Source organism: Janibacter sp. A1S7 (assembly GCF_037198315.1).
GTDB lineage: Bacteria > Actinomycetota > Actinomycetes > Actinomycetales > Dermatophilaceae > Janibacter > Janibacter alittae.
In genome coordinates this window covers 3,284,686-3,302,727 of record NZ_CP144913.1, presented here as the reverse complement: position 1 = coordinate 3,302,727, position 18,042 = coordinate 3,284,686, and the positions used below count along the sequence as shown (strand labels likewise).

Below are 18,042 nucleotides of genomic sequence, written 5' to 3'. Positions count from 1 at the left end.
GGATGGCTCGATGAGCGAGGACGTGCTCCCCTGGACCGGGGTTGCAGCACTCCTCGGAGGCGCGGTCGGACTGTGGTGTGCCCGTTGGTTGCGCTCGCAGGCATACCGCTACGAGGACGAGTTCGGGCTGCGGACCAGAGGGGTCGGCTGGGTGGTCACCGCGTGCGTCCTGCTTCCCGCGCTCCTGGTGCTCGCGCGCCCGGACGAGCCCCTGCTCGCGACGGTCCAGGCGGTGGCCGGTATGTCACTCGTCGTGCTCGGTGCCATTGACATCGACGTCTTCCGTCTGCCCGACACGATCACCTACCCGCTCGCCGTGGGACTGGTGGTCGCGCTGCTCGGGGTCGCCATCGTGGCGGACGACGTCGGCGCCTGGGTGCGGGCACTGCTCGCCGGGGTGACGCTCGGTGGGTTCTACCTCATCCTCGTGCTGATCGGTGGGGGCTCGGGAATGGGCCTCGGCGATGCGAAACTCGCCCCGAGTCTGGGCATGCTCCTGGGTTACCTGTCGTGGCCGCACGTCCTGTTGGGGTCTGTCGTCTCCTTCCTGCTCGCCGGCGTGGCCGCGGTCTACCTCGTGGTCTTCACCGGCGCCGGGCGCAAGTCCCAGCTGGCCTTCGGTCCCTACCTCGTCGCCGGGACGCTCCTCGTCCTCGTCGCGCCGGCCGTCAGCACACTTCTCCAGGAGATCTGATGCGATCCGTCCCCGCACTCGCGTTCGTGCTCAACCTCTTCATCTGCGCCTGGGCCCTGCTCAAGGGGTTCTACATCGAGCCCACCACTGCTGCGCTGGAGGAATCGGCCCAGGGCCAGCGGATGGCGCTTCTCGCCGTCCCGGGGCTGGTCCTGGCCGCTGCAGGACTGATCCGACACCGCTGGGCTGCCGTGGCCGGCGGGCTGTCGCTCCTGCTCGGTGTGGCGGCGCTGGTCGTCGCCCTGCTCTGACTGCACCGACTCCGGCCGTGACGCGGGGTCGATGCCCCCTTCGCCCTGTCCGTCGTAGGCCCGTGGTCCCACCATGGACGGGCCCACAACCGGGTCCCAGAGCCCTGTGCGGGGGATGACTGCACTTCTATCTTCGATCAGGACGCACTGCCGGCGTCACCCGGGATCGAAGGAGAACGATGACATGGGCCATCGAGCCAGCAGCAGGGCACGAGCGGTGCCCGGAGCACGACGGGTGGCCTCGGTGGCGGTGGGTGCGCTCGTGCTCGGCCTGAGTGGCTGCGGGGACGAGCCCGCGCCGGAGGGTGCAGGCAGTGCGCCGGCCGCGTCAGAAGTGTCGTCATCCGCGAGCAGCACGGACGACCGACCGGTCGCCGATCGGTTCATCACCAGCAAGGACCTCCCCGGGACGTGGCGGGACAGCGAACCACCCGGTCCGGGCTTCAAGCAGCTCGTCTGCGGGGTCGACATCGAGCCGCAGAAGCCGGTCGACGGTGGCGCCATCCGATACTCGCAGGGGGGTCTGGGTCCCTTCCTCGCCCAGCACGTGCGTATCCACTCCGATGCCACGACGCCGGCGGCCGTGGTTCGGGACGTCAAGGCATCACTGACCGGATGCACGTCCTACGAGACGAAGGGCAACAAGGCGGACAGCCCGACCGTGCGCTTCGATGTGGAGCCGTTGGAGGTCAAGGGTCTGCCGGCCAACGCCGTGGCGTGGCGACAGACGGCGACCACGGGCGCCGGCCTGACCACCGACATGGTCCTCGTGACCGACGACCATGCTCTCGTCGCCCTGGTCTCCTATGCGCTCAAGGACGAGCCCGACCCCCAGGTCCTCGAGGACGCCGTCAGCGCAGTCGAGCGGATGGACTGAGCGTGACACCGGGGGGGCAGCGCTCGAGGGGGGCGGAGCAGGGGGCCGCCGCCCTCGAGCGGGTCGGTCTGGTCGTCGTCGCGGCGATGATCGTCGCGGGTGTCGTCGCCGGCATCAGCGGGGCGCAGCTCCCGACAGCGGTCGGGAACGCTGTCTGCCGGATCCTCGACCAGGGCTCTTGCCCGCCACAGGACCCGACCGCGACCCCGCTGGAGCAGGCCACGTGGGGGGAGTACGTCGCCCTGGGCGACAGCTATGCCTCCGGTGAGGGTGCGGGGGACTACGACCCGGACACCGACTACGACCACGGTGACGAGTGGGACTGGGACAACTGGGGAGATGACGAGCGCAACCGGTGCCACCGCTCGGACAACGCGTACTCGGAGTTGATCCAGCGGGAGGGCACGGGCATCACCTTCCAGGAGGGGTCCACCTTCTCCGCGTGCTCGGGCGCCACCCAGGGCGACCTGACTGACGACAACGACAGCAACGACGACGAGGGTCCCCAGCTGGACGACCTCGGCGACGACGTCTCGCTAATCACGATGTCGGTCGGTGGCAACGACCTCGGCTTCGCCGACGTCGTCAAGGACTGTGTCATGAACGGGGAGAGCGGGGTCCCCATGCTCGACTCGTGCCAGGACACGCACGCGGACCGGATCGAAGGCCGTCTCGACACCCTGCACGACGAGCTCGTGGACACCTACGACGAGATGCAGGAGCGGGCACCCGATGCGCGGGTCGTCATCGTCGGGTACCCGGAGTTGTTCGTACAGGACCCCGACGACAGCGTGAGCAATCTGCTGTTCGCCGAGGACCAGGCGTGGATGAACGAGCAGGCCGGTGCGCTCAACGACATGTTGCGTTCGGCGGCGCGCGAGGCCGGGGTGGAGTTCATCGACCCGACGGAGGCCTTCCGGGGGCACGGCATCGGCTCCGGCGACCCGTGGATCAACGACCTCAACTGGGGTGGGCCCGGCCTGTCGCTGGTCGACCCGGGCAGCTTCCACCCCAACGCCCAGGGGCACGATGCCCTGGCCGACCTCGTCGAGGAGCAGATCAAGGAGCCCGAGTACCCATGAGTGAGCGCACACGCCGCCGGGAGCGCGGTGCCAGCTCGGCCGAGTACGTCGGCGCGGTCGTCGTCGCAGCGATCCTCGTCGGCGCGATCGTCTTCACGGTCAGCCCGCAGGGCGCGAACGTACGGGCCGCCGTGTGTGACTCGGTCGGGTCGATCCTGCAGACCGAGCTGGGATGCGGCTCCGGCGACGAGGGTGGCGACGAAGCCGGGCCCCCGACGGACGAGGACTTCCAACCGCCGGTCTGCCAGGTCTCGCGGACCGGTGAGGAGTACAACTCGACCATCTCCATCGCCTTCATCGACATCGGTGACAACGCGGGACTGGTCCGGACCGTGATGAGTGACGGCACCGTGACCCTGACGGCCACGGACGGTGCGATGCTCGGGGCGTCCGGTGGAGCCGGGGCTGAGCTGCGTACGGGAGGAGGCGCCGAGCTGGGCGCGTCCGTCGACTTCGGCGGTGGCGTCGAGCTGGGTCTCGGAGACACGTGGACGTTCCCGGACGCCGAGTCCGCCGACGAGTTCGAGGAGCTGCTCAACGACCACCGGGTGCGCGACGTGACCCGCACGTACGGCGGCCGGGGGGCGTTCATGGTCGATCTCATCGATCCGTTGGACCCGCTGCCGGAGCCGGGCACGACGACGACCGAGATCGGCCTCACCGGCGAGGTCGACGGCCAGCTGGGGATCAACCTCACCGGCAACGACGACGGGAGCGGACCGAGCCTGCAAGCGCAGGCGATCGCCGCCTCGGTCGAGGCCGACGCCACGTGGACACAGACGACCGACACCAACGGGACCGAGGGTGCGCAGGACGACTCCACCACCTACACCGTGGACATGTCGATCAACCCGGACGTCTCCTCCGACATCTGGTCGGCGGACCTGGGTCTGGGGGACACCGAGGGGATGAGTATGTCGATCACGGAGAACGCCGCGGGAGAGATCACCGAGATCTCGATCGTCTCGACGAGCGAGGGTGCGATCAACGCAGGCGCCACCATCGACGGCGGCGGCAGTGACGGGACCGGCCCCGAGGCCGACAGCGGGTCCGGCTCGATCTTCACCTCCGAGACGGACACGACCGCGACGGTCGCGACGACCAGCCTGAGCCTGGACCCCGACTCGCCGGGATACGACGAGGACGTGTCCGTCGTCCAGGACTGGCTCGGTGGACAGGACAGCGGTGGCTACGAGTGGCCCGGAACCATCCCCATGGGTGCGGTCAACCCGGCCCGCGCGGGCTCGGACTCCTTCAGCCGGCTGATGCACGAGCAGGCCACCGTATCGGCGATCACGAGTGAGGGAGTGACCAGCGCCAGCGGCCTGGCAGCCGAGGTCTCACTCGGGCTCAAGCTCGGTTTCGACTTCTCGGTCAGCGAGAGTGAGGCGGAAGCGGTCTATGCCGCGTACCTTGGGGCCCCGAGGAACGCGGAGCGCTCGATGGTGCCCTACGAGGACTGCATCTCATGAGGTCAAGGAGGATCGTGATCGGAACAGCACATCGGCTCCGGGTGGGCGCAGTACTCGCCGTGGTGGCCTTGCTGGGGACGACGGCCCTCGCGGCCTGCTCCCCAGACGCAGCGAGCGAGGGCTGGAAGCAGCTCGAGGGTGAGCGGATCACGGTGGAGTACCCGCAGGACTGGACGCAGGGGGCGGGGTCCGGCAAGAAGTGGGTCCTGGCCGCCGAGACCGAAGGCGCCAGCATCCAGGTGGCAGATCCCTACGACGACTCCCGGACCGCTGCCGGCGCCATCGGTTCCTTGAGACTTCCGGCCCGGCTGAAGCTGGACGGGTACGAGCCCGGAGATCTCCGCGACATCACGGTCGAGGGAGCCGACACCGCCCTGATCCAGACCTTCACCTACGAGGACGGGGGGGAGCCTGCGCAGGGTGCCTGGATCATCGCCTCCCAGCGTCAGCCGGCGACATCGGTGGCGGTGACGATCGCTGGGACCGAGGTGGACCAGGCACTGATCGGCCACGTGACGGACACCCTTCGGTACGAGCACTCGGACGAGTCGGGGCCTGACGAGTCGATGGAGGACGACGTATGAGGAGGTGCGGGTTGAGCGTGGTCGCTGCCGTGTTCGCGGGGCTCGTCGCCGAGGTACTCGTCACCCGTTCCGCGGGGTGGTGGGTGCACGACGTGACCACGGCTCGGATCCACTTCGTCGTGGGTGGGGGAGTGGTCGGTCTGGCCGTCGGAGCTGCCGGTGCCTGGCTCGCCCCGTCGATGGGATGGGCCGCCGCAGTGGCCGGCATCATCCTGCTGGGGCTGTATGCGCCCATCCTCCCCGGCAGCGCCCCGATGCTGGACGCAGCGGTGCAGCTGGCCACCGCTGTGGTGGCTGCTGCGGTCGCGGTCGTGCTGGTCGGGCGACGACCCGGTCAGCGCATGACGTAGACGTGGTCAATGGACCCGCCCGAGCAGACGACTGCCATGGGTGCCTTGTAGTCCTCGACCTGGGCGACCGGGTAGAGGGTCGTCTCCCCGATGGAGGACGTGTCTGTCGTGTCGGGCTCGGCGAGGGAGGGCATCCCCTGTCCGGTGACGCTGCACATCCCCGGGTCGGGCTCGTCGCCGGGACGCGGATCGCCGGACCCGGAGCTGGAGACCCAGACCATGGCCGTCCCCTCGCCCACCTGGACCTGGGTGGACTGTCCCGCCATGGAGTCGGCGAGGAGCTCCGGCTCACCCGAGTCCCTCCCGGCCAGGACCCACAGGACGGCGACGAGTGCCACGAGGACCAGCCCTCCGGCGGCCAGTGCGGCCTTGACCACTGTGGAGTTCAGAGCGTGCATCGGGCTCCCTTCGCTGATGTCCATCCCGGTGCGCCCACGACGCTACCCCGACCGAAGGGCGCGCGCTGGTCAGGCGAAGGGGGTCAGTCCCCGGGACCGGGGATGGATGAGTGCGCCAGTACCCGCCAGGGCGACGCCACCCACGACGAGCGCCATCGGGATCCGGGGATAGCCGGCCTCGGTCGGCAACGACCAGACCGCCACCCCGGTCGGCAGGCGGGTGCACGACAACCGGTCCCCGCCGGAGGTCTTGCCGATGACCAGGGCCGGCACGAGGGCCTGTCCCTCTTGCACCCGCGTGCCCGTGCGCTCGACATCGCCGGGCTCGTTCAGGGTGCGCCGTCCGTCCGACGTCGACAGCGCGCAGCCCCACTGGTCCGGTCGCGAGCCCTCGAGCCCACCCTCATGGACGAAGAGGGTGACTCCCGGATCGAAAAGCGGCGTCCCGCCCAGCGGGACCGGGTCGTCCGCGACCACACGGGTCGGCGGATTGCGATCCAGCTGCCAGGCGTACGAACCGACACCGATCGAGATCAGAGCCACCAGGAAGAGCACGGAGCTGAGCGTCGTGCCCGTGCGGTGCGCGCGGTCGAGACTGGTGCGTCGACGGATGGTCCGTCTCCTCGCCATGGTCGAAAGTCCCCTTCGAGTTGTCAGATCCCGCACATCATCTACTATTTGGCAGGGTTCCGGTTGACGAGTTGGCGCCGGGTGGGCGCTTGCGCTGGATCAGGGGGTTGTATGCGACTCGCGGTCGCCGTCGTCGACGGGACGCAGTCAGAGGAGTCCGTGCGCACGTGGGTGCGGGAGGACGTCCCGCTCGTCGTCGTCGCCGCAGACGACCCCGTCGCGTTGAGCGGCTGGACTCAGGTCTCCTCGGCCACGCATGTGGTCGTGTTGACCCGACCGGAGACGCACTCGCAGGCCAAGCTGCAGACCACCATCGCTGCTGGACAGTACCCGCAGGTCGCCTTCAGCGTGCTAGAGCGCGAGGTGCCCCTCCTGGCGCTGGCAGCGTGCGGCATGACCGCCCTGGAGAGTCGTGCCGACTCGACCGAGGTGGTCGCCCAGCTGCAGTCGATGCTCGAAACGACCCACGCGGGCGTGTGGTTGCGCCGGGTCCACAGGCTGCGGGCTCCGCAGCCGAAGTTCACCCAGCACCTGCGCTCCATGCTGCCCGGCGGGCGCGGGTACATCGCGGCGATGAGCCCCGAGCCCCTGGTCGTCGCCTCGGCCGCAGCCTCCGGGGCGATCGCGGAGCATGCCGGCCACTTCGTCAGTGAGGAGACCGGTGACCCCATGGCCAGGGAGGTCCTCACCGAGATCTTCGGGGCGGAGGGGGACACGCTGCCTGCGGTGGGCTCGACCGCTGCGCGGTACGGGTCCCCCGGGGTCGAGTACGTGCGTCTCGGTCGTGATGACGCCCTGCCCACTCATTCCTGCCCCGTCTGCTCACTCACCGTGTCCGGCCGGGTGTGCCCGTTCTGCCGTGCCCGACTCGACCACGACTCCCAGGAGACTGCGTGAACCCCCGTCAACGCCGAGGACTGGTGATGATCATCATCGCCGCGCTCGTCGCCGTCGCCACCTTCTTCGTCGTCACTGGTTACGTGGCGTCGGTGAACAGCCAGGTCGGGTCCAGGGTGACGGTCTATCGCGCCATGGAGGCCATCGATCCCTACACGCCGCTGAGCGCCAAGAACATCGAGCCGGTCGAGGTGCCCGCACGCTGGGCAGCGGAGTCCTCCGTCCTGAGCATGAGTGACCTGCAGGGGCGGCGGATCGGTTTCCGGGTCAACTCCGGGAGCACGGTCAGTTCGGACATGCTCATTCCCAGCTCCAGTCTCGACCGCGACGAGCGTGAGATCGCGATCAATGTCAACTCGGTCACCGGCGTCGCCGGGCGTGTGCGACCCGGCGACCGTGTCGACATCATCGCGGTGTTCGGCGACGTTCCCGGTCTGCCGGCGAGCGTCAAGCTCATCGACAAGGATGTGCGGGTCGTCTCCATCGCAGGCAAGCAGACGGTCACCAAGACGACCCAGGGCGGGTTGACCGAGCAGTCGGTCATCCCGGTCACCCTGGCGTTGTCGCCGGAGAAGTCCATGGCCGTGACCTATGCGGCCGCTTTCGCCGACGAGGTGCGTCTGGTGGCGTTGCCGAGCGACGTCGGTGTTGACCGTGAGAGCGACGTGGAGGAGTTCGATGCCGATGATCTCGGGGGCAAGGCCGTGACCGAAGGGCAGAACAAATGACCAGCGTCATCATCGGAACTCCGGATCCCAACCTGGCCTCGGACCTCTCGGGCATCCTCGACGAGCAGGGGGACTACCAGGTCGAGGCGATCACCGAGACCACGGACGCGCTCCTGGAGCGAACACGTCGGGCGAACCCGTTGGTTGTCCTCGTCGACGAGAACCTCGGTCCGCACCCCACGAGTGTCATCGTGGGCGAGCTGAGTCGCCGTTCCCCCGGGACATCGGTTCTGGTCATCTCGGCGCTCCGGACGCCGGAGAAGACGATCCAGGCCATGTCCGCCGGCGCTCGGGGGGTGATCGGCTACCCCTTCGCCTACGAGGACGTGGCCACACACCTCGACACGGCGGTCGGGTGGTCCAACTCCATGCGCTCCGTGCTCGAGGGCATGGAGGTCACCACCAGCCGCCGGGGCAAGGTGTTGGCCGTGGTCGGTGCGAAGGGAGGGGTGGGCACGACGACCGTCGCCACCCACCTGGCCCTCGACCACCTCATGGAGAGTCCGGACGCGCGCGTCTGCGTCGTCGACGCGGACGTGGAGAAGGGCGATGTCAGCGCGCTTCTCGAGGTCCGACAGGCGGTGTCGATCGCCAATGTCGCCCGGGTGTCGGACGACATGACGGCGCAGACCGTTCGGGATGCCCTGGTCCACCACGAGACCGGGCTGTACATGATGCTCGCGCCGGTGGACGTCCGGGAGGCGGAGTACGTCACCCCGGATGCACTGCGGGCGATCATCGAGTTGCTGCGTCGGGACTTCGACCTCGTCGTGGTCGACGGTGGCGGGCACGTCTCGCCGACTCAGGCCGCGGTCGTCGAGGCAGTCGGCATGACTCTCGTGGTGACGACCGCGGACGTCCTCGCCGTGCGGGCGATGCGCAAGCGGATGCAGGCCTGGGAGGCGCTGGGTGTCACTGACGAGGCGTCGTGCATGATCCTCGTCAACCAGGTCGACAAGGCCAGCCTCTTCCCGAGCTCGGCAGTGGGGAAGCTGACGACTGCGAGTGTCCTCGACACCACGATCCCCCTGAGCCCGAGGGTGCTCGAGCAGGCGATCAACGATCGTGACCCGCGCTCGGTCACCGAGGCGGGTTGGTGGCGTCTGATCCGTGCGATTCGCTGCGACCTGGGCCTGTCGGGCAAGGCCGGCACGTCCGCTGCCGCACCGCCGCCGGCGCCGCCGCGGGTGCGCCGCCGACGAGGCAAAGAACGCAAGAACGAGCAGGCGGCGCAGTCGAAGGCCACGAGCAGGTCCACCGAGGACGGGTCCGGGCACGGCGGAGCAGCGAAGGGGGCTGCGGTCGCCGCGTCCCCGGCAGCGGAGTCGACCGTTCCCGTGCCGCGTTCGCCGGGGGCGGCCGTGCGGGAGCGGGGCGCCGTGGCCCTCGAGAACGCTGCCATGATCCCGCTGGCCCTCATCCTCGCCGTCCTCGGCTGGCAGCTCGCGGTCACCGGGCTGACCTTCATCTACACCGGGCACGCGAGTGGGGCCGCCACCCGGGAGTGGGCCATCAGCAGCGATGAGGGCGCCGCTCGGACCGAGGCGCGCAACTCGGTTCCGGAGCCCTTCGGCTCGGGCGTCGACGTCAGTGCGCACGGCGACACCGTCACCGTGCGCATGGACATCCCGGTCTCCTTCGACGTCCCCGGCCTACCCCAGGAACTGACCGTGACCGAAGGGGTGGTGATGGAGCCATGACCGTGCGCCGTGAGCGGGGAGCCGCAGCGCTCGAGGTCGCCGGGACGCTGCCCGTCCTGCTGTTGTCGGCGATGATCGCGCTCCAGGTCGGGGTCGTCGGATGGACCGTCGTGGAGACGGGGGAGGCGGCTCGGGCCGGCGCTCGTGCGGAGGCCACGGGTGGCAACCCCAAGACCGCCGTGCAGGAGTCCCTTGGCGGCACGCTCGAGCCCAGGACGTCCCACGGGACCCTGACCGCAGGAGACGGCTATCAGTACACCGTCGAGGTCGAGATCCCGACGGTCTTGCCGTTCTCGCTCGGTTCCGTCACGCGCTCGGTCGAGATGCCGGTGATCCCGTGAGCCGCTCGTACACCTCCTTCGCCGGCGACAGCCCCGTCGGGCAGGCGACCGAGGACGAGTCCCAGGTCGCCTTCTTCCGCCGGCTGCTGCTCGAGGAGGTCGACCTCCACGAGCTGAACCAGCTCGACGCGAACCAACGTCGAGCGCGTCTCGAGCGCGTCATCGCCCACCTCGTCTCCCGCGAGGGCGTCGTCGTCTCCGCGAGCGAGCGCAACCAGCTCATCCGCCGCGTCGTCGACGAGGCCGTGGGTCTGGGTGTCCTCGAGCCGATCCTCGCCGACCCGGAAGTCAGCGAGGTCATGATCAACGGTCACGACACGATCTTCGTCGAGCGTGCCGGCCGTCTGGAGCGCTGGCCGGCGCCCTTCAGCAGCGAGGAGCAGCTGCTCCAGACGATCGATCGGATCGTGTCCACGGTCAACCGTCGTGTCGACGAGTCGAGCCCGATGGCCGATGCCCGCCTGCCCGCGGACAGCAGGATGCCCCGCGGCGCGCGCGTCAATGTCGTGCTCCCACCGCTTGCGCTCAATGGCCCGACCGTCACGATCCGTCTGTTCCCGCGCGCCCTGAGCCTGCAGACGCTCATTCGCGAGCACCACAGTCTCGACGAGCGCTCTGCCGCGCTGCTCCAAGCGTGTGTCACCGCCCGCCTCAACGTCGTCGTCTCCGGCGGCACCGGTTCCGGCAAGACGACCTTGCTCAATGCCCTGTCCTCCTTCATCCCGCGGCACGAGCGGATCGTCACGATCGAGGACGCAGCCGAGCTCAGCCTGGACCAGCCGCACACGATCAGGCTCGAGACCCGCCCGCCGAACGTCGAGGGACGTGGGCAGGTGACGATCCGTGACCTGGTGCGCAACTCCCTTCGCATGCGTCCGGATCGCATCATCGTCGGTGAGTGCCGCGGTGGGGAGGCGCTGGACATGCTCCAGGCGATGAACACCGGTCACGACGGATCCCTGACGACGGTGCACGCCAACTCCACCGACGATGCACTCGCCCGCCTGGAGACCTTGGCGGCGATGAGTGAGGTCGACGTTCCCTTCCACGCCCTGCGTTCGCAGACGAACTCCGCGATCGACGTCATCGTCCAGCTCGGTCGCCAGAGGGACGGAAGCCGGCGGGTCACAGAGATCTGCTATGTCGCCAGCCGCCGACAGGAGGAGTTCAACCTCATCCCGCTGACGACCTTCGACGCCCGGGGACAGAATCCCGACGGGTCGGCTGGTCTCTTCGTCCAGCACGAGATCCCCGAGGAGTTCCTCGAGCGTCTCCGCTACGGGAACATCGACACGACGCCCTTCGGGGGCGGGCCCCCCAGCGAAGCGTCGGGGTCCGGGACCGCGACATGACGGTCCTGGTGATCGTGGGTGGTTCAGTCGTTGCCGCCCTGCTCGTCGTCTTCGGTGTCCGGGAGCTCGTCGAGTTGTCTGCCGAACGTCGTCGGGCGGTGCTCAGGGCCGAGAGCACCCGACTGTCGGACGACGCGCCCCTGATCGAAGTGCTGGACCGACGGCTGGCGCGAACCCGGCTGGGGGGCTGGTTGAAGAACGAGTTGGACGTCGCCGGCGTGGCCCTGCGCCCGGTGCTCGTCCTCGGCGGTGCCGTGGGCGTGGGCATCGTGGTCACCTACGTTCTGTGGAACTTCGTGGCCCCGACCCTGGCGCTCCTCGGTGTCGTCGTCGGGTACTTCGCCCTGCGGTGGTACCTCCAGCGAGAACAGCAACGGCGCCGGGAGAAGTTCACCGCGCAGCTGCCCGAGTTGGCGCGGGTCCTCGCGAACGCGAGCTATGCCGGCTTGTCCCTACCGACGGCCGTCGCGATCGCGGGTGACGAGCTCACCGAACCTGCTCGCACCGAGCTCGGGCGGGTCGCCAATGCCATGAAGTTCGGTGCGTCGCTCGACTCGGCCCTGGCGGAGTTGAAGGATCGCGTCGGGACCCGGGAGAGCAACGTCCTGATCTCCACGTTGATCGTCTCGGCCCGCTCGGGCGGGTCCTTGGTGTCCGCGCTGCGTGACATCGCGGCAGCCCTGGACCAACGCAAGGAGACCCGCCGCGAGGTGCAGACGGTGCTGTCGCAGTCCGTGGCGACGTCCAACATGATGGTCCTCATCGGCTTCGCCATCCTCCTCCTGCTCAACATCATCGAAGGGGGCACGGTCCAGAAGATGACGACGGAGATCGTCGGTCAGATCGTCCTCGTCACCGCCGGCGTGCTGTTCGCCACGGGCGTGCTCATCATCCGACGCATGACGAAGGTCGAGTGATGAGCCTTCTGATCGGAGCCATCCCCGGACTGGTCGCCCTCCTGGTCGTCGTCCTCGTCTTCCGTGGCTACCACCTGTTGCGGTCGGACCCCTCCGAGCACCTGCTGGCCGAGGACTTCGTCCTCCTGCGCGCAGAGGAACGCAGGAGGAGCGAGGGAGAGAGCGCCTTCCAGCGGATGGCGTCGGCCCTGGGGTCGAGGTTGCGGACGATCCTTCCTCCGCGGGTCATCCGCTGGTTGCAGCACCAGGTCGACGTGGCCGGTCGGCCCAACGGGATGAGCGTCGACTCCCTGCTGTCGAATGCCTCCCGCTGGATCATCATCCTCACCCCCGTGGTGGTCATCGCCGTCGTCCAGGCCAACGTCGTCCAGGTCCTGCTGGCCCTTGCCGCCGTGGTCGTCCTGCCCCTGGCGCGGCTCTCCGGCCTGGCTCGCAAGCGCCGGGAGCAGATCGACCGGGACCTGCCGGACTTCCTCGACGTCCTCGCGGTCACGGTCAGTGCCGGGGTCGGATTCCGTTCGGCCCTGGGGACGGTGTCCCAGCGCTTCGAGGGCCCGGTGGGCGAGGAGATCATGACGGTGCTCCACCAGATCAACAACGGAGCCACCGTCCGGTCGGCGTTCACCTCGTTGCGGCAGCGCACGGACTCCGCGGCGATGGACGAGTTCGTCACCGCCTACCTGCAGTCCGAGGAGCTGGGCGCCCCCCTCGTCGACACCCTCAACCAGATCGCCGGGGAGATGCGCAAGGCGGCTGCACAGCGGATGCGCCAGCTCGCGGCCCGGATGGAGCCACGCGTGACGATGGTGGTCACGGCCGTCATGGTGCCGGCGACGATCATCCTCATCGTCGGTGGCATGTACGTGGCGGTCGGCGGCGCGCAGTTGGGGTCGTTGCTCGGTGGCTGACGTCCACACCCCGCCACGCCTGCTGGCGAGTGTCACCCAGACGGCCTTCGTCGTCCGTCTGGTCGGACTGCTCGCTGCACTGGCCCTCGTCGTGGGACGGGAGCTGACGCCCGCGATCCTCATCGGGGTCGTGGCCGCTGGCCTGACGTCCTATGTCGGCCTGGCGCGCCCGGAGTACCTGCGGATGGTGAGCAAGCATCCGAGCCTGGCACTCGTCGACCTCGCCCTCATGGCGACGGCTGTGGCCTTCACCGGGGTCGACTCCCCCCTGGTGCTCGTGCTGTTGCCGACCGCCCTGCTGCTGGGGCTGTGGGTTGATCGCATCGCAGGAGGCATCGTCATCATCTGCCTGCTGGCCCTCTACATCCTCTCGTTGCTGACGACAGGGACCTTCCGGGACTTCGTGGTCACCGCCATCGTCCCCTTCGTCTTCGTCGTCCTGTGGCTGCTGGGGCTTGTCATCGCCCGCGCGGTCGAGGGGGAGCGTCGTGCGCAGGGGGCTGTCCGGGACGCGATCGCCAGCGCAGCGGCGGCGAGTGAGCGCACGGCGATCGCACGCGAGATCCACGACTCGATGGCGAAGTCGCTGCAGGGGATCGTCATGACCAGTGCTGCCCTTCCCTCGCTGGTGGAGAAGAACCCCCCGGACGCCCGGGAACGCGCCCACGAGCTGCAGGTCATGGCCGGTCAGGCCGTGCACCAGATGCGTCAGATCATGTCCTCCCTCCGTGAGCGGTCCTCCGACCAGAGCCTGTCCTCGGCAGTCGCCGAGGTGGCCATGGCCTGGCAGTCCACCACCGGTCGAGAGATCGAGCTGACCGTGCGGCAGGATCTTGACACCGAGGACGAGGCCGTGCGGTACGAACTCGTGCACTGCGTCACCGAGGCCCTGGACAACGTGCACCGCCACGCGGGCCCGTGCCGGGTCGCCCTCTCCTTGGAGAGCCCGAGCCCGGACAGGCTGCTTCTGACGGTGGTTGACGACGGTGTCGGCATGACCGACACCGCCTTGGGTGCCGCTGCCCGTGCCGGGCACCACGGGGTCTCCGGCATCCGGGAGCGGATGGCGCGCATCGGTGGACTGGTCGAGGTGGCGTCCGCTCCGGGCCAGGGGACGAGTGTCATGCTGAACATCCACAGGGAAGGGCTGATCGAGGCGTGAGCACGAGACTTCGGGTTCTGGTGGTCGACGACAGCCCGGTCGTCCGCATGGGGCTGCAGGCACTGCTGTCGACGGAGGCAGACCTCCACGTCGTCGGGGAGGCAGGCGATGGTGACGAAGCGCTCGCCCTCATGGCCGAGACGCGGCCGGACGTGGTGCTCCTCGACGTCCGGATGCCCAAGCGAGACGGGGTGTCGGTCATCACCGAGCTCGCCGAGAGGGCGACCGTGATCATGATGACGTTCACCGACGAGAGCCATGTCATCCAGGACGCGCTGCGCCGGGGCGCGAGTGGGTACCTTGTCCACGGGACCTTCGATGCACAGTTCCTCGCAGCGATGATCCGACAGTGCGCCGCCGGCGCCGGAGCCTTCTCGGGCCCTGCCCTGGCCGTGCTGCGTGGCGGCGCGGCCAGCTCCCAGGGCGCTGCGTCGTCCCCGGCCGCGGGCACGGACGACGCAGCAGAGACGACAACGGCGCTGAGCCCGCGTCAGGTCGAAGTCATGGAGCTGGTGGCGAAGGGCCGATCGAACCAGCAGATCGCCGCAGAGCTCTTCCTGGCGGAGAAGACCGTGAAGAACCACATCAACGCCATCTTCGCCGAGCTGGGTGTCGAGTCGCGGGCCGAGGCCATCGTCTACTGGCTGCGCAGCTGACTGGGCCTACGGGCCCAAGGAGATCTTGGGCCCGAGGACGGGTCCGAGGGCCCTGCCGGCCCGATGGAACCGACCGTAATGTCTCTCTTGTTCACGCGGACGAAGGTTCCTCGGTCTCAGGGGGCCGGGGAACCACCCCACAGTCTCGATCCAAGGAGAATCATCATGACGCACAAGGTCGCAGCCAAGTTCATCGTCGTCCAGCACACGCTGTCGCAGCGCCTGTCGGACCGTGAGCGCGGCGCGAGCGCGCTGGAGTACGTCGGCATGCTCATCGTCGCTGCCATCATCGTCGGTGCCGTCATCACGGTCATCAACGACGCAGACGTCGCGGGCGCCGTGACCGACTCCGTCAACGAGATCCTGGACAAGTGATCCGAGGGCGGCCCGGGGACGCTGGTTCCGGGACCGCCTGAGGTAGGGCCGGGGTGCGCTGTGCACCCCGGCCCTTGTCGCAGGTCGGGGCCCGACTTGCGGATGGAGAACGAGCCGAGAGGATGTACCCATGCGAGCGAGGGGTGGTCAGGACCAACGGCCGCGCGCTGGTGGACGTCAGTGCGAATCAGGAGCTGCGGCGATGTCGATCATCATCGTCGTGTCGATCCTGCTGCTCGGCTTCGCCCTGCTGTTCGCCACTCGACTGAGCAAGGCGACGGATGAGGCGTCGGGTCTGCAGGCTGCCGCCGATGCCGCCGCACTGGCCGGCGCCGAGTCCATCGTCGATGACGCTCCGGGGCAGATCGTCTCGGCGCTCGTGAACGGGCAGGCGATTCCCGGCAGCCTGGGGCAGGCCAACGCGCAGGACTTCGCCGGCCGCAACGACGCCACCCTGGTCTCCTACAGCTACAGCCCGGCCCAGGACCGGATCCGGGTCACCGTGGAGAGCAAGGCCGTCCTCGAGTCGGGGCAGCGTGAGCGGCGGTCGGCCGATGCGAAGCTGGGCATGCCGTTCAGCGCGTGCAACCCGTCCCAGGAGCCGCCGGCCCCCTCGACCTCGACGTCGACGAGTCCTTCGTCGTCACCGTCATCGTCCACGTCGTCGACGAGCACTCCGCCACCTGTCGATGACGTGTCCGACACCCTTCAGTGCGGTGGTCTGGACATCCCCGTTCTCTGGGAGTGGAACGAGGACGACGGTTGGGGTCTGGACTTCAGCGTCGACGCGTCCCTGATCACGGACCTTGGCCTCGAGCCCGCCCTGGCGGGATGAGGCCCGTGCGTCCTACCGGGTGACCGGAACGGTCACCGGATCGAGCTCCTGGAGGATGACGTCGATCTTCTTCGTGCCCTCGGGCAGGGGTGGGTAGACGACCTCCTGCGGCTGGGGTTCGGTCAAGGTGGTGTAGATCGCCGTGCAGGCGCAGACCTCCAACCCCTTGTCGCTGCCGTGCGGGGGGAGGGCAGCGGTCACCGACTGCATGCGTTCGTCCGAGCCGGGGACCCGCAGGGAGGGCTGCTGCTCCCAGAACTCGCCCCTGACCCTGAAGTCGACCCTCTCGTCCGCGACGAGCTGGTAGTGCAGAACGGTCGCCTCCTGCGAGGCGGTGACGCCGGTGACCTCGAAGGTGACCTCCTCGCCTGCGACCTCAGGGTCGCCGGAACCGACGCCGAGATTGACCGTGCCGGTGGTCGAGCCGAGGACCGTCGTCCCGTCGTACGCGTCGAACACCGCATCGCTGCGGTCCACGGGAGTGGCCGAGGAGCTGTCGCTCTGGCTGGAGTTGGTGTCGCTCGAGCTGCTGGTGGGGTCGGTCGAGGAGTCGCCGGTGCAGGCCGACACGGTCACGGCGACGAGGGTGGCCGCAGCAGCGGCGGCGAGTGTGGTGGTACGGGTCATCACGTGGCTTCCGGGAGGGTGATCGTCACACGACGGTTGAGGTCCATTCCCGCGTCGGTCTCGTTGCTGGCGATGGGCTCGCTCTCGCCCTTGCCCTCGGTGGTCAGCTTGACCCCGGAGGGGAGCATCGGCGTGAGGGCCTTGGCCACCGACTCGGCGCGCCGTTCCGACAGCTTCTGGTTGTAGTCCTCGGCGCCTTCGGAGTCGGTGTGGCCGGTGACCGTGATGGTGCCGCTGACGTCGGTCTCCTTGATCCGGTCGGCCGCGGTGCGGATCTCCTGCTTGGCCTTGCCCGTCAGACTTGCCTTGTCGAAGGCGAAGAGGACGTCGGCGGACAAATCGAGCGAGCGGGAGTCCGCACCCTCGCGCTCGCTGATCGCGGAGTCCTCGGTCACCGAGTGGGTGGTCAGCGGCAGCACGAACTGCGCGGGGTCAGCGACGGCGTCGATCGCTTCGGTGTCGACCTCGGGCCACCCCATCCCGACGGCGATCGGCTCCTCCGGCTCGATCTCCGGCTGCATCGGCCCGTCCTCGACCGGCACGTTCGTGACGAAGTGCCCGAGTACCCGGAGCGAGACGTGATCCACGTCGTCAGGGATCGGCGGCACGGCCGCCGCGCCGACGTAGGCCGTGCCCGGCTCCGGCTCGTCCGGGAGGGCACTGGTCCAGGACAAGCAGACGCAGTCGGAGGCGCCGAGATCGCTCATGTCCGCCCCGCTGTAGAGGGTCGTGTAGGCCTTCCCGCTCTGCACGTCGAGGACGGCGACGTCGCCGAACCTCTCTCCGCGCCCGTGGAGAGGAGAGATCGTCGACTCGAACCCGAAGGCGTGGGTCAGCGTCTGCCGGTCGGAGCCCGGAGTCGACTCGGGGGTGTAGCCGGCGGAGTAGTAGACCATGGTCGCGCCATCGACACGGCGCACTCCGTGGACGCTGATGAGCACGTCGAGGGTGGTCTCCGGCGTGTCGTCGTACGAGACCGCCTTCACCTGCCCGAGGACCGGCAGCTCGTCCTCGGCGTGGGCGGGCGTCGCGAACGCCGGCCCGGACAGCACGAGCGCGGCCGCGGAGGCCGCGCTCACCACACCTCTGGTCGACGTGCGGTGTGGCCGTCCCCTGCTCAACGCGGTCATGCGCCCAACTGTACGAAAACGACTGTGACTTGTCCCATCGACCGCTCCGCGCAGCAGTGGCCCGGGTCGGCCCGGA

Annotated in this window: 22 protein-coding genes; 18 read left to right on the top strand and 4 right to left on the bottom strand. The window is 69.0% G+C overall.

All coding sequences use genetic code 11. The features are described 5' to 3' along the window. Positions 1-10: 10 nt before the first annotated feature. The 7 genes from V1351_RS15945 to V1351_RS15915 all read left to right on the top strand — a co-directional run bounded on the left by V1351_RS15945 (position 11) and on the right by V1351_RS15915 (position 5,310). Positions 11-694 (top strand): A24 family peptidase, encoded by a 684-nt coding sequence (locus V1351_RS15945; protein ID WP_338749371.1) that lies wholly within the window; start codon positions 11-13, stop codon positions 692-694. After that, entirely contained in the window at positions 694-945 is a 252-nt protein-coding gene (locus V1351_RS15940) for a hypothetical protein (RefSeq protein WP_338749369.1), read from the top strand. The genes V1351_RS15945 and V1351_RS15940 overlap by 1 nt, the downstream gene beginning before the upstream one ends. A 184-nt stretch (positions 946-1,129) precedes the next feature. After that, a complete protein-coding gene (locus V1351_RS15935) occupies positions 1,130-1,822 on the top strand; it encodes a hypothetical protein (RefSeq protein WP_338749367.1) in 693 nt (230 codons plus the stop codon). 2 nt (positions 1,823-1,824) lie between these two features. Next, on the top strand, positions 1,825-2,904 hold the full coding sequence (locus V1351_RS15930) for an SGNH/GDSL hydrolase family protein (RefSeq protein WP_338749365.1): 1,080 nt from the start codon (positions 1,825-1,827) through the stop codon (positions 2,902-2,904). Then, positions 2,901-4,376 carry a hypothetical protein gene (locus tag V1351_RS15925; RefSeq protein ID WP_338749363.1) on the top strand — a complete coding sequence of 492 codons (1,476 nt, stop codon included), beginning with the start codon at positions 2,901-2,903 and terminating at the stop codon, positions 4,374-4,376. Before V1351_RS15930 ends, V1351_RS15925 begins: the two co-directional genes overlap by 4 nt. Positions 4,377-4,390: 14 nt before the next feature. Then, complete coding sequence (locus tag V1351_RS15920; protein WP_338749361.1) at positions 4,391-4,960, top strand: hypothetical protein; 570 nt, start codon at positions 4,391-4,393, stop codon at positions 4,958-4,960. A gap of 17 nt (positions 4,961-4,977) precedes the next feature. Beyond that, positions 4,978-5,310, top strand: a complete 333-nt coding sequence (locus tag V1351_RS15915; protein WP_338749359.1) for a hypothetical protein — start codon at positions 4,978-4,980, stop codon at positions 5,308-5,310. Here V1351_RS15915 and V1351_RS15910 read toward each other — a convergent pair. Further along, complete coding sequence (locus tag V1351_RS15910) at positions 5,295-5,708, bottom strand: hypothetical protein (RefSeq protein ID WP_338749357.1); 414 nt, start codon at positions 5,706-5,708, stop codon at positions 5,295-5,297. The two genes, V1351_RS15915 and V1351_RS15910, sit on opposite strands and share 16 nt — an antisense overlap. 69 nt (positions 5,709-5,777) lie before the next feature. Beyond that, positions 5,778-6,338: a hypothetical protein gene (locus V1351_RS15905; protein ID WP_338749355.1), complete on the bottom strand. Its 561-nt coding sequence runs from the start codon at positions 6,336-6,338 to the stop codon at positions 5,778-5,780. A gap of 111 nt (positions 6,339-6,449) precedes the next feature. Between V1351_RS15905 and V1351_RS15900 the strand changes: the two genes are divergently transcribed. The 11 genes from V1351_RS15900 (at position 6,450) to V1351_RS15850 (ending at position 16,209) form a co-directional block, all read left to right on the top strand. Then, a complete protein-coding gene (locus tag V1351_RS15900; protein WP_338749353.1) occupies positions 6,450-7,235 on the top strand; it encodes a hypothetical protein in 786 nt (261 codons plus the stop codon). Next, positions 7,232-7,963 (top strand): Flp pilus assembly protein CpaB, encoded by a 732-nt coding sequence (cpaB, locus tag V1351_RS15895; protein ID WP_338749351.1) that lies wholly within the window; start codon positions 7,232-7,234, stop codon positions 7,961-7,963. Before V1351_RS15900 ends, cpaB begins: the two co-directional genes overlap by 4 nt. Next, entirely contained in the window at positions 7,960-9,663 is a 1,704-nt protein-coding gene (locus V1351_RS15890; protein WP_338749349.1) for a P-loop NTPase, read from the top strand. The genes cpaB and V1351_RS15890 overlap by 4 nt, the downstream gene beginning before the upstream one ends. Continuing rightward, positions 9,660-10,004 carry a TadE/TadG family type IV pilus assembly protein gene (locus tag V1351_RS15885; protein WP_338749347.1) on the top strand — a complete coding sequence of 115 codons (345 nt, stop codon included), beginning with the start codon at positions 9,660-9,662 and terminating at the stop codon, positions 10,002-10,004. Before V1351_RS15890 ends, V1351_RS15885 begins: the two co-directional genes overlap by 4 nt. Beyond that, positions 10,001-11,356 carry a CpaF family protein gene (locus V1351_RS15880; RefSeq protein ID WP_338749345.1) on the top strand — a complete coding sequence of 452 codons (1,356 nt, stop codon included), beginning with the start codon at positions 10,001-10,003 and terminating at the stop codon, positions 11,354-11,356. Before V1351_RS15885 ends, V1351_RS15880 begins: the two co-directional genes overlap by 4 nt. Beyond that, the gene (locus tag V1351_RS15875; RefSeq protein ID WP_338749343.1) at positions 11,353-12,273 is read left to right on the top strand and encodes a type II secretion system F family protein; all 921 of its coding nucleotides are present in this window, start codon (positions 11,353-11,355) and stop codon (positions 12,271-12,273) included. Before V1351_RS15880 ends, V1351_RS15875 begins: the two co-directional genes overlap by 4 nt. Then, entirely contained in the window at positions 12,273-13,181 is a 909-nt protein-coding gene (locus V1351_RS15870) for a type II secretion system F family protein (protein WP_338749341.1), read from the top strand. Before V1351_RS15875 ends, V1351_RS15870 begins: the two co-directional genes overlap by 1 nt. Next, positions 13,174-14,343: a sensor histidine kinase gene (locus tag V1351_RS15865; RefSeq protein ID WP_338749339.1), complete on the top strand. Its 1,170-nt coding sequence runs from the start codon at positions 13,174-13,176 to the stop codon at positions 14,341-14,343. Before V1351_RS15870 ends, V1351_RS15865 begins: the two co-directional genes overlap by 8 nt. After that, positions 14,340-14,999 carry a response regulator transcription factor gene (locus tag V1351_RS15860; RefSeq protein ID WP_338749337.1) on the top strand — a complete coding sequence of 220 codons (660 nt, stop codon included), beginning with the start codon at positions 14,340-14,342 and terminating at the stop codon, positions 14,997-14,999. Before V1351_RS15865 ends, V1351_RS15860 begins: the two co-directional genes overlap by 4 nt. Before the next feature lie 165 nt (positions 15,000-15,164). Further along, the gene (locus V1351_RS15855; protein WP_338749335.1) at positions 15,165-15,374 is read left to right on the top strand and encodes a hypothetical protein; all 210 of its coding nucleotides are present in this window, start codon (positions 15,165-15,167) and stop codon (positions 15,372-15,374) included. 202 nt (positions 15,375-15,576) lie between these two features. Then, the gene (locus tag V1351_RS15850; RefSeq protein WP_338749333.1) at positions 15,577-16,209 is read left to right on the top strand and encodes a pilus assembly protein TadG-related protein; all 633 of its coding nucleotides are present in this window, start codon (positions 15,577-15,579) and stop codon (positions 16,207-16,209) included. Between the two features lie 12 nt (positions 16,210-16,221). Here V1351_RS15850 and V1351_RS15845 read toward each other — a convergent pair whose 3' ends face one another. Further along, the gene (locus tag V1351_RS15845) at positions 16,222-16,836 is read right to left on the bottom strand and encodes a hypothetical protein (RefSeq protein WP_338749331.1); all 615 of its coding nucleotides are present in this window, start codon (positions 16,834-16,836) and stop codon (positions 16,222-16,224) included. Beyond that, positions 16,836-17,966 (bottom strand): OmpA family protein, encoded by a 1,131-nt coding sequence (locus V1351_RS15840; protein ID WP_338749329.1) that lies wholly within the window; start codon positions 17,964-17,966, stop codon positions 16,836-16,838. The genes V1351_RS15845 and V1351_RS15840 overlap by 1 nt, the downstream gene beginning before the upstream one ends. Between the last annotated feature and the right edge of the window lie 76 nt (positions 17,967-18,042).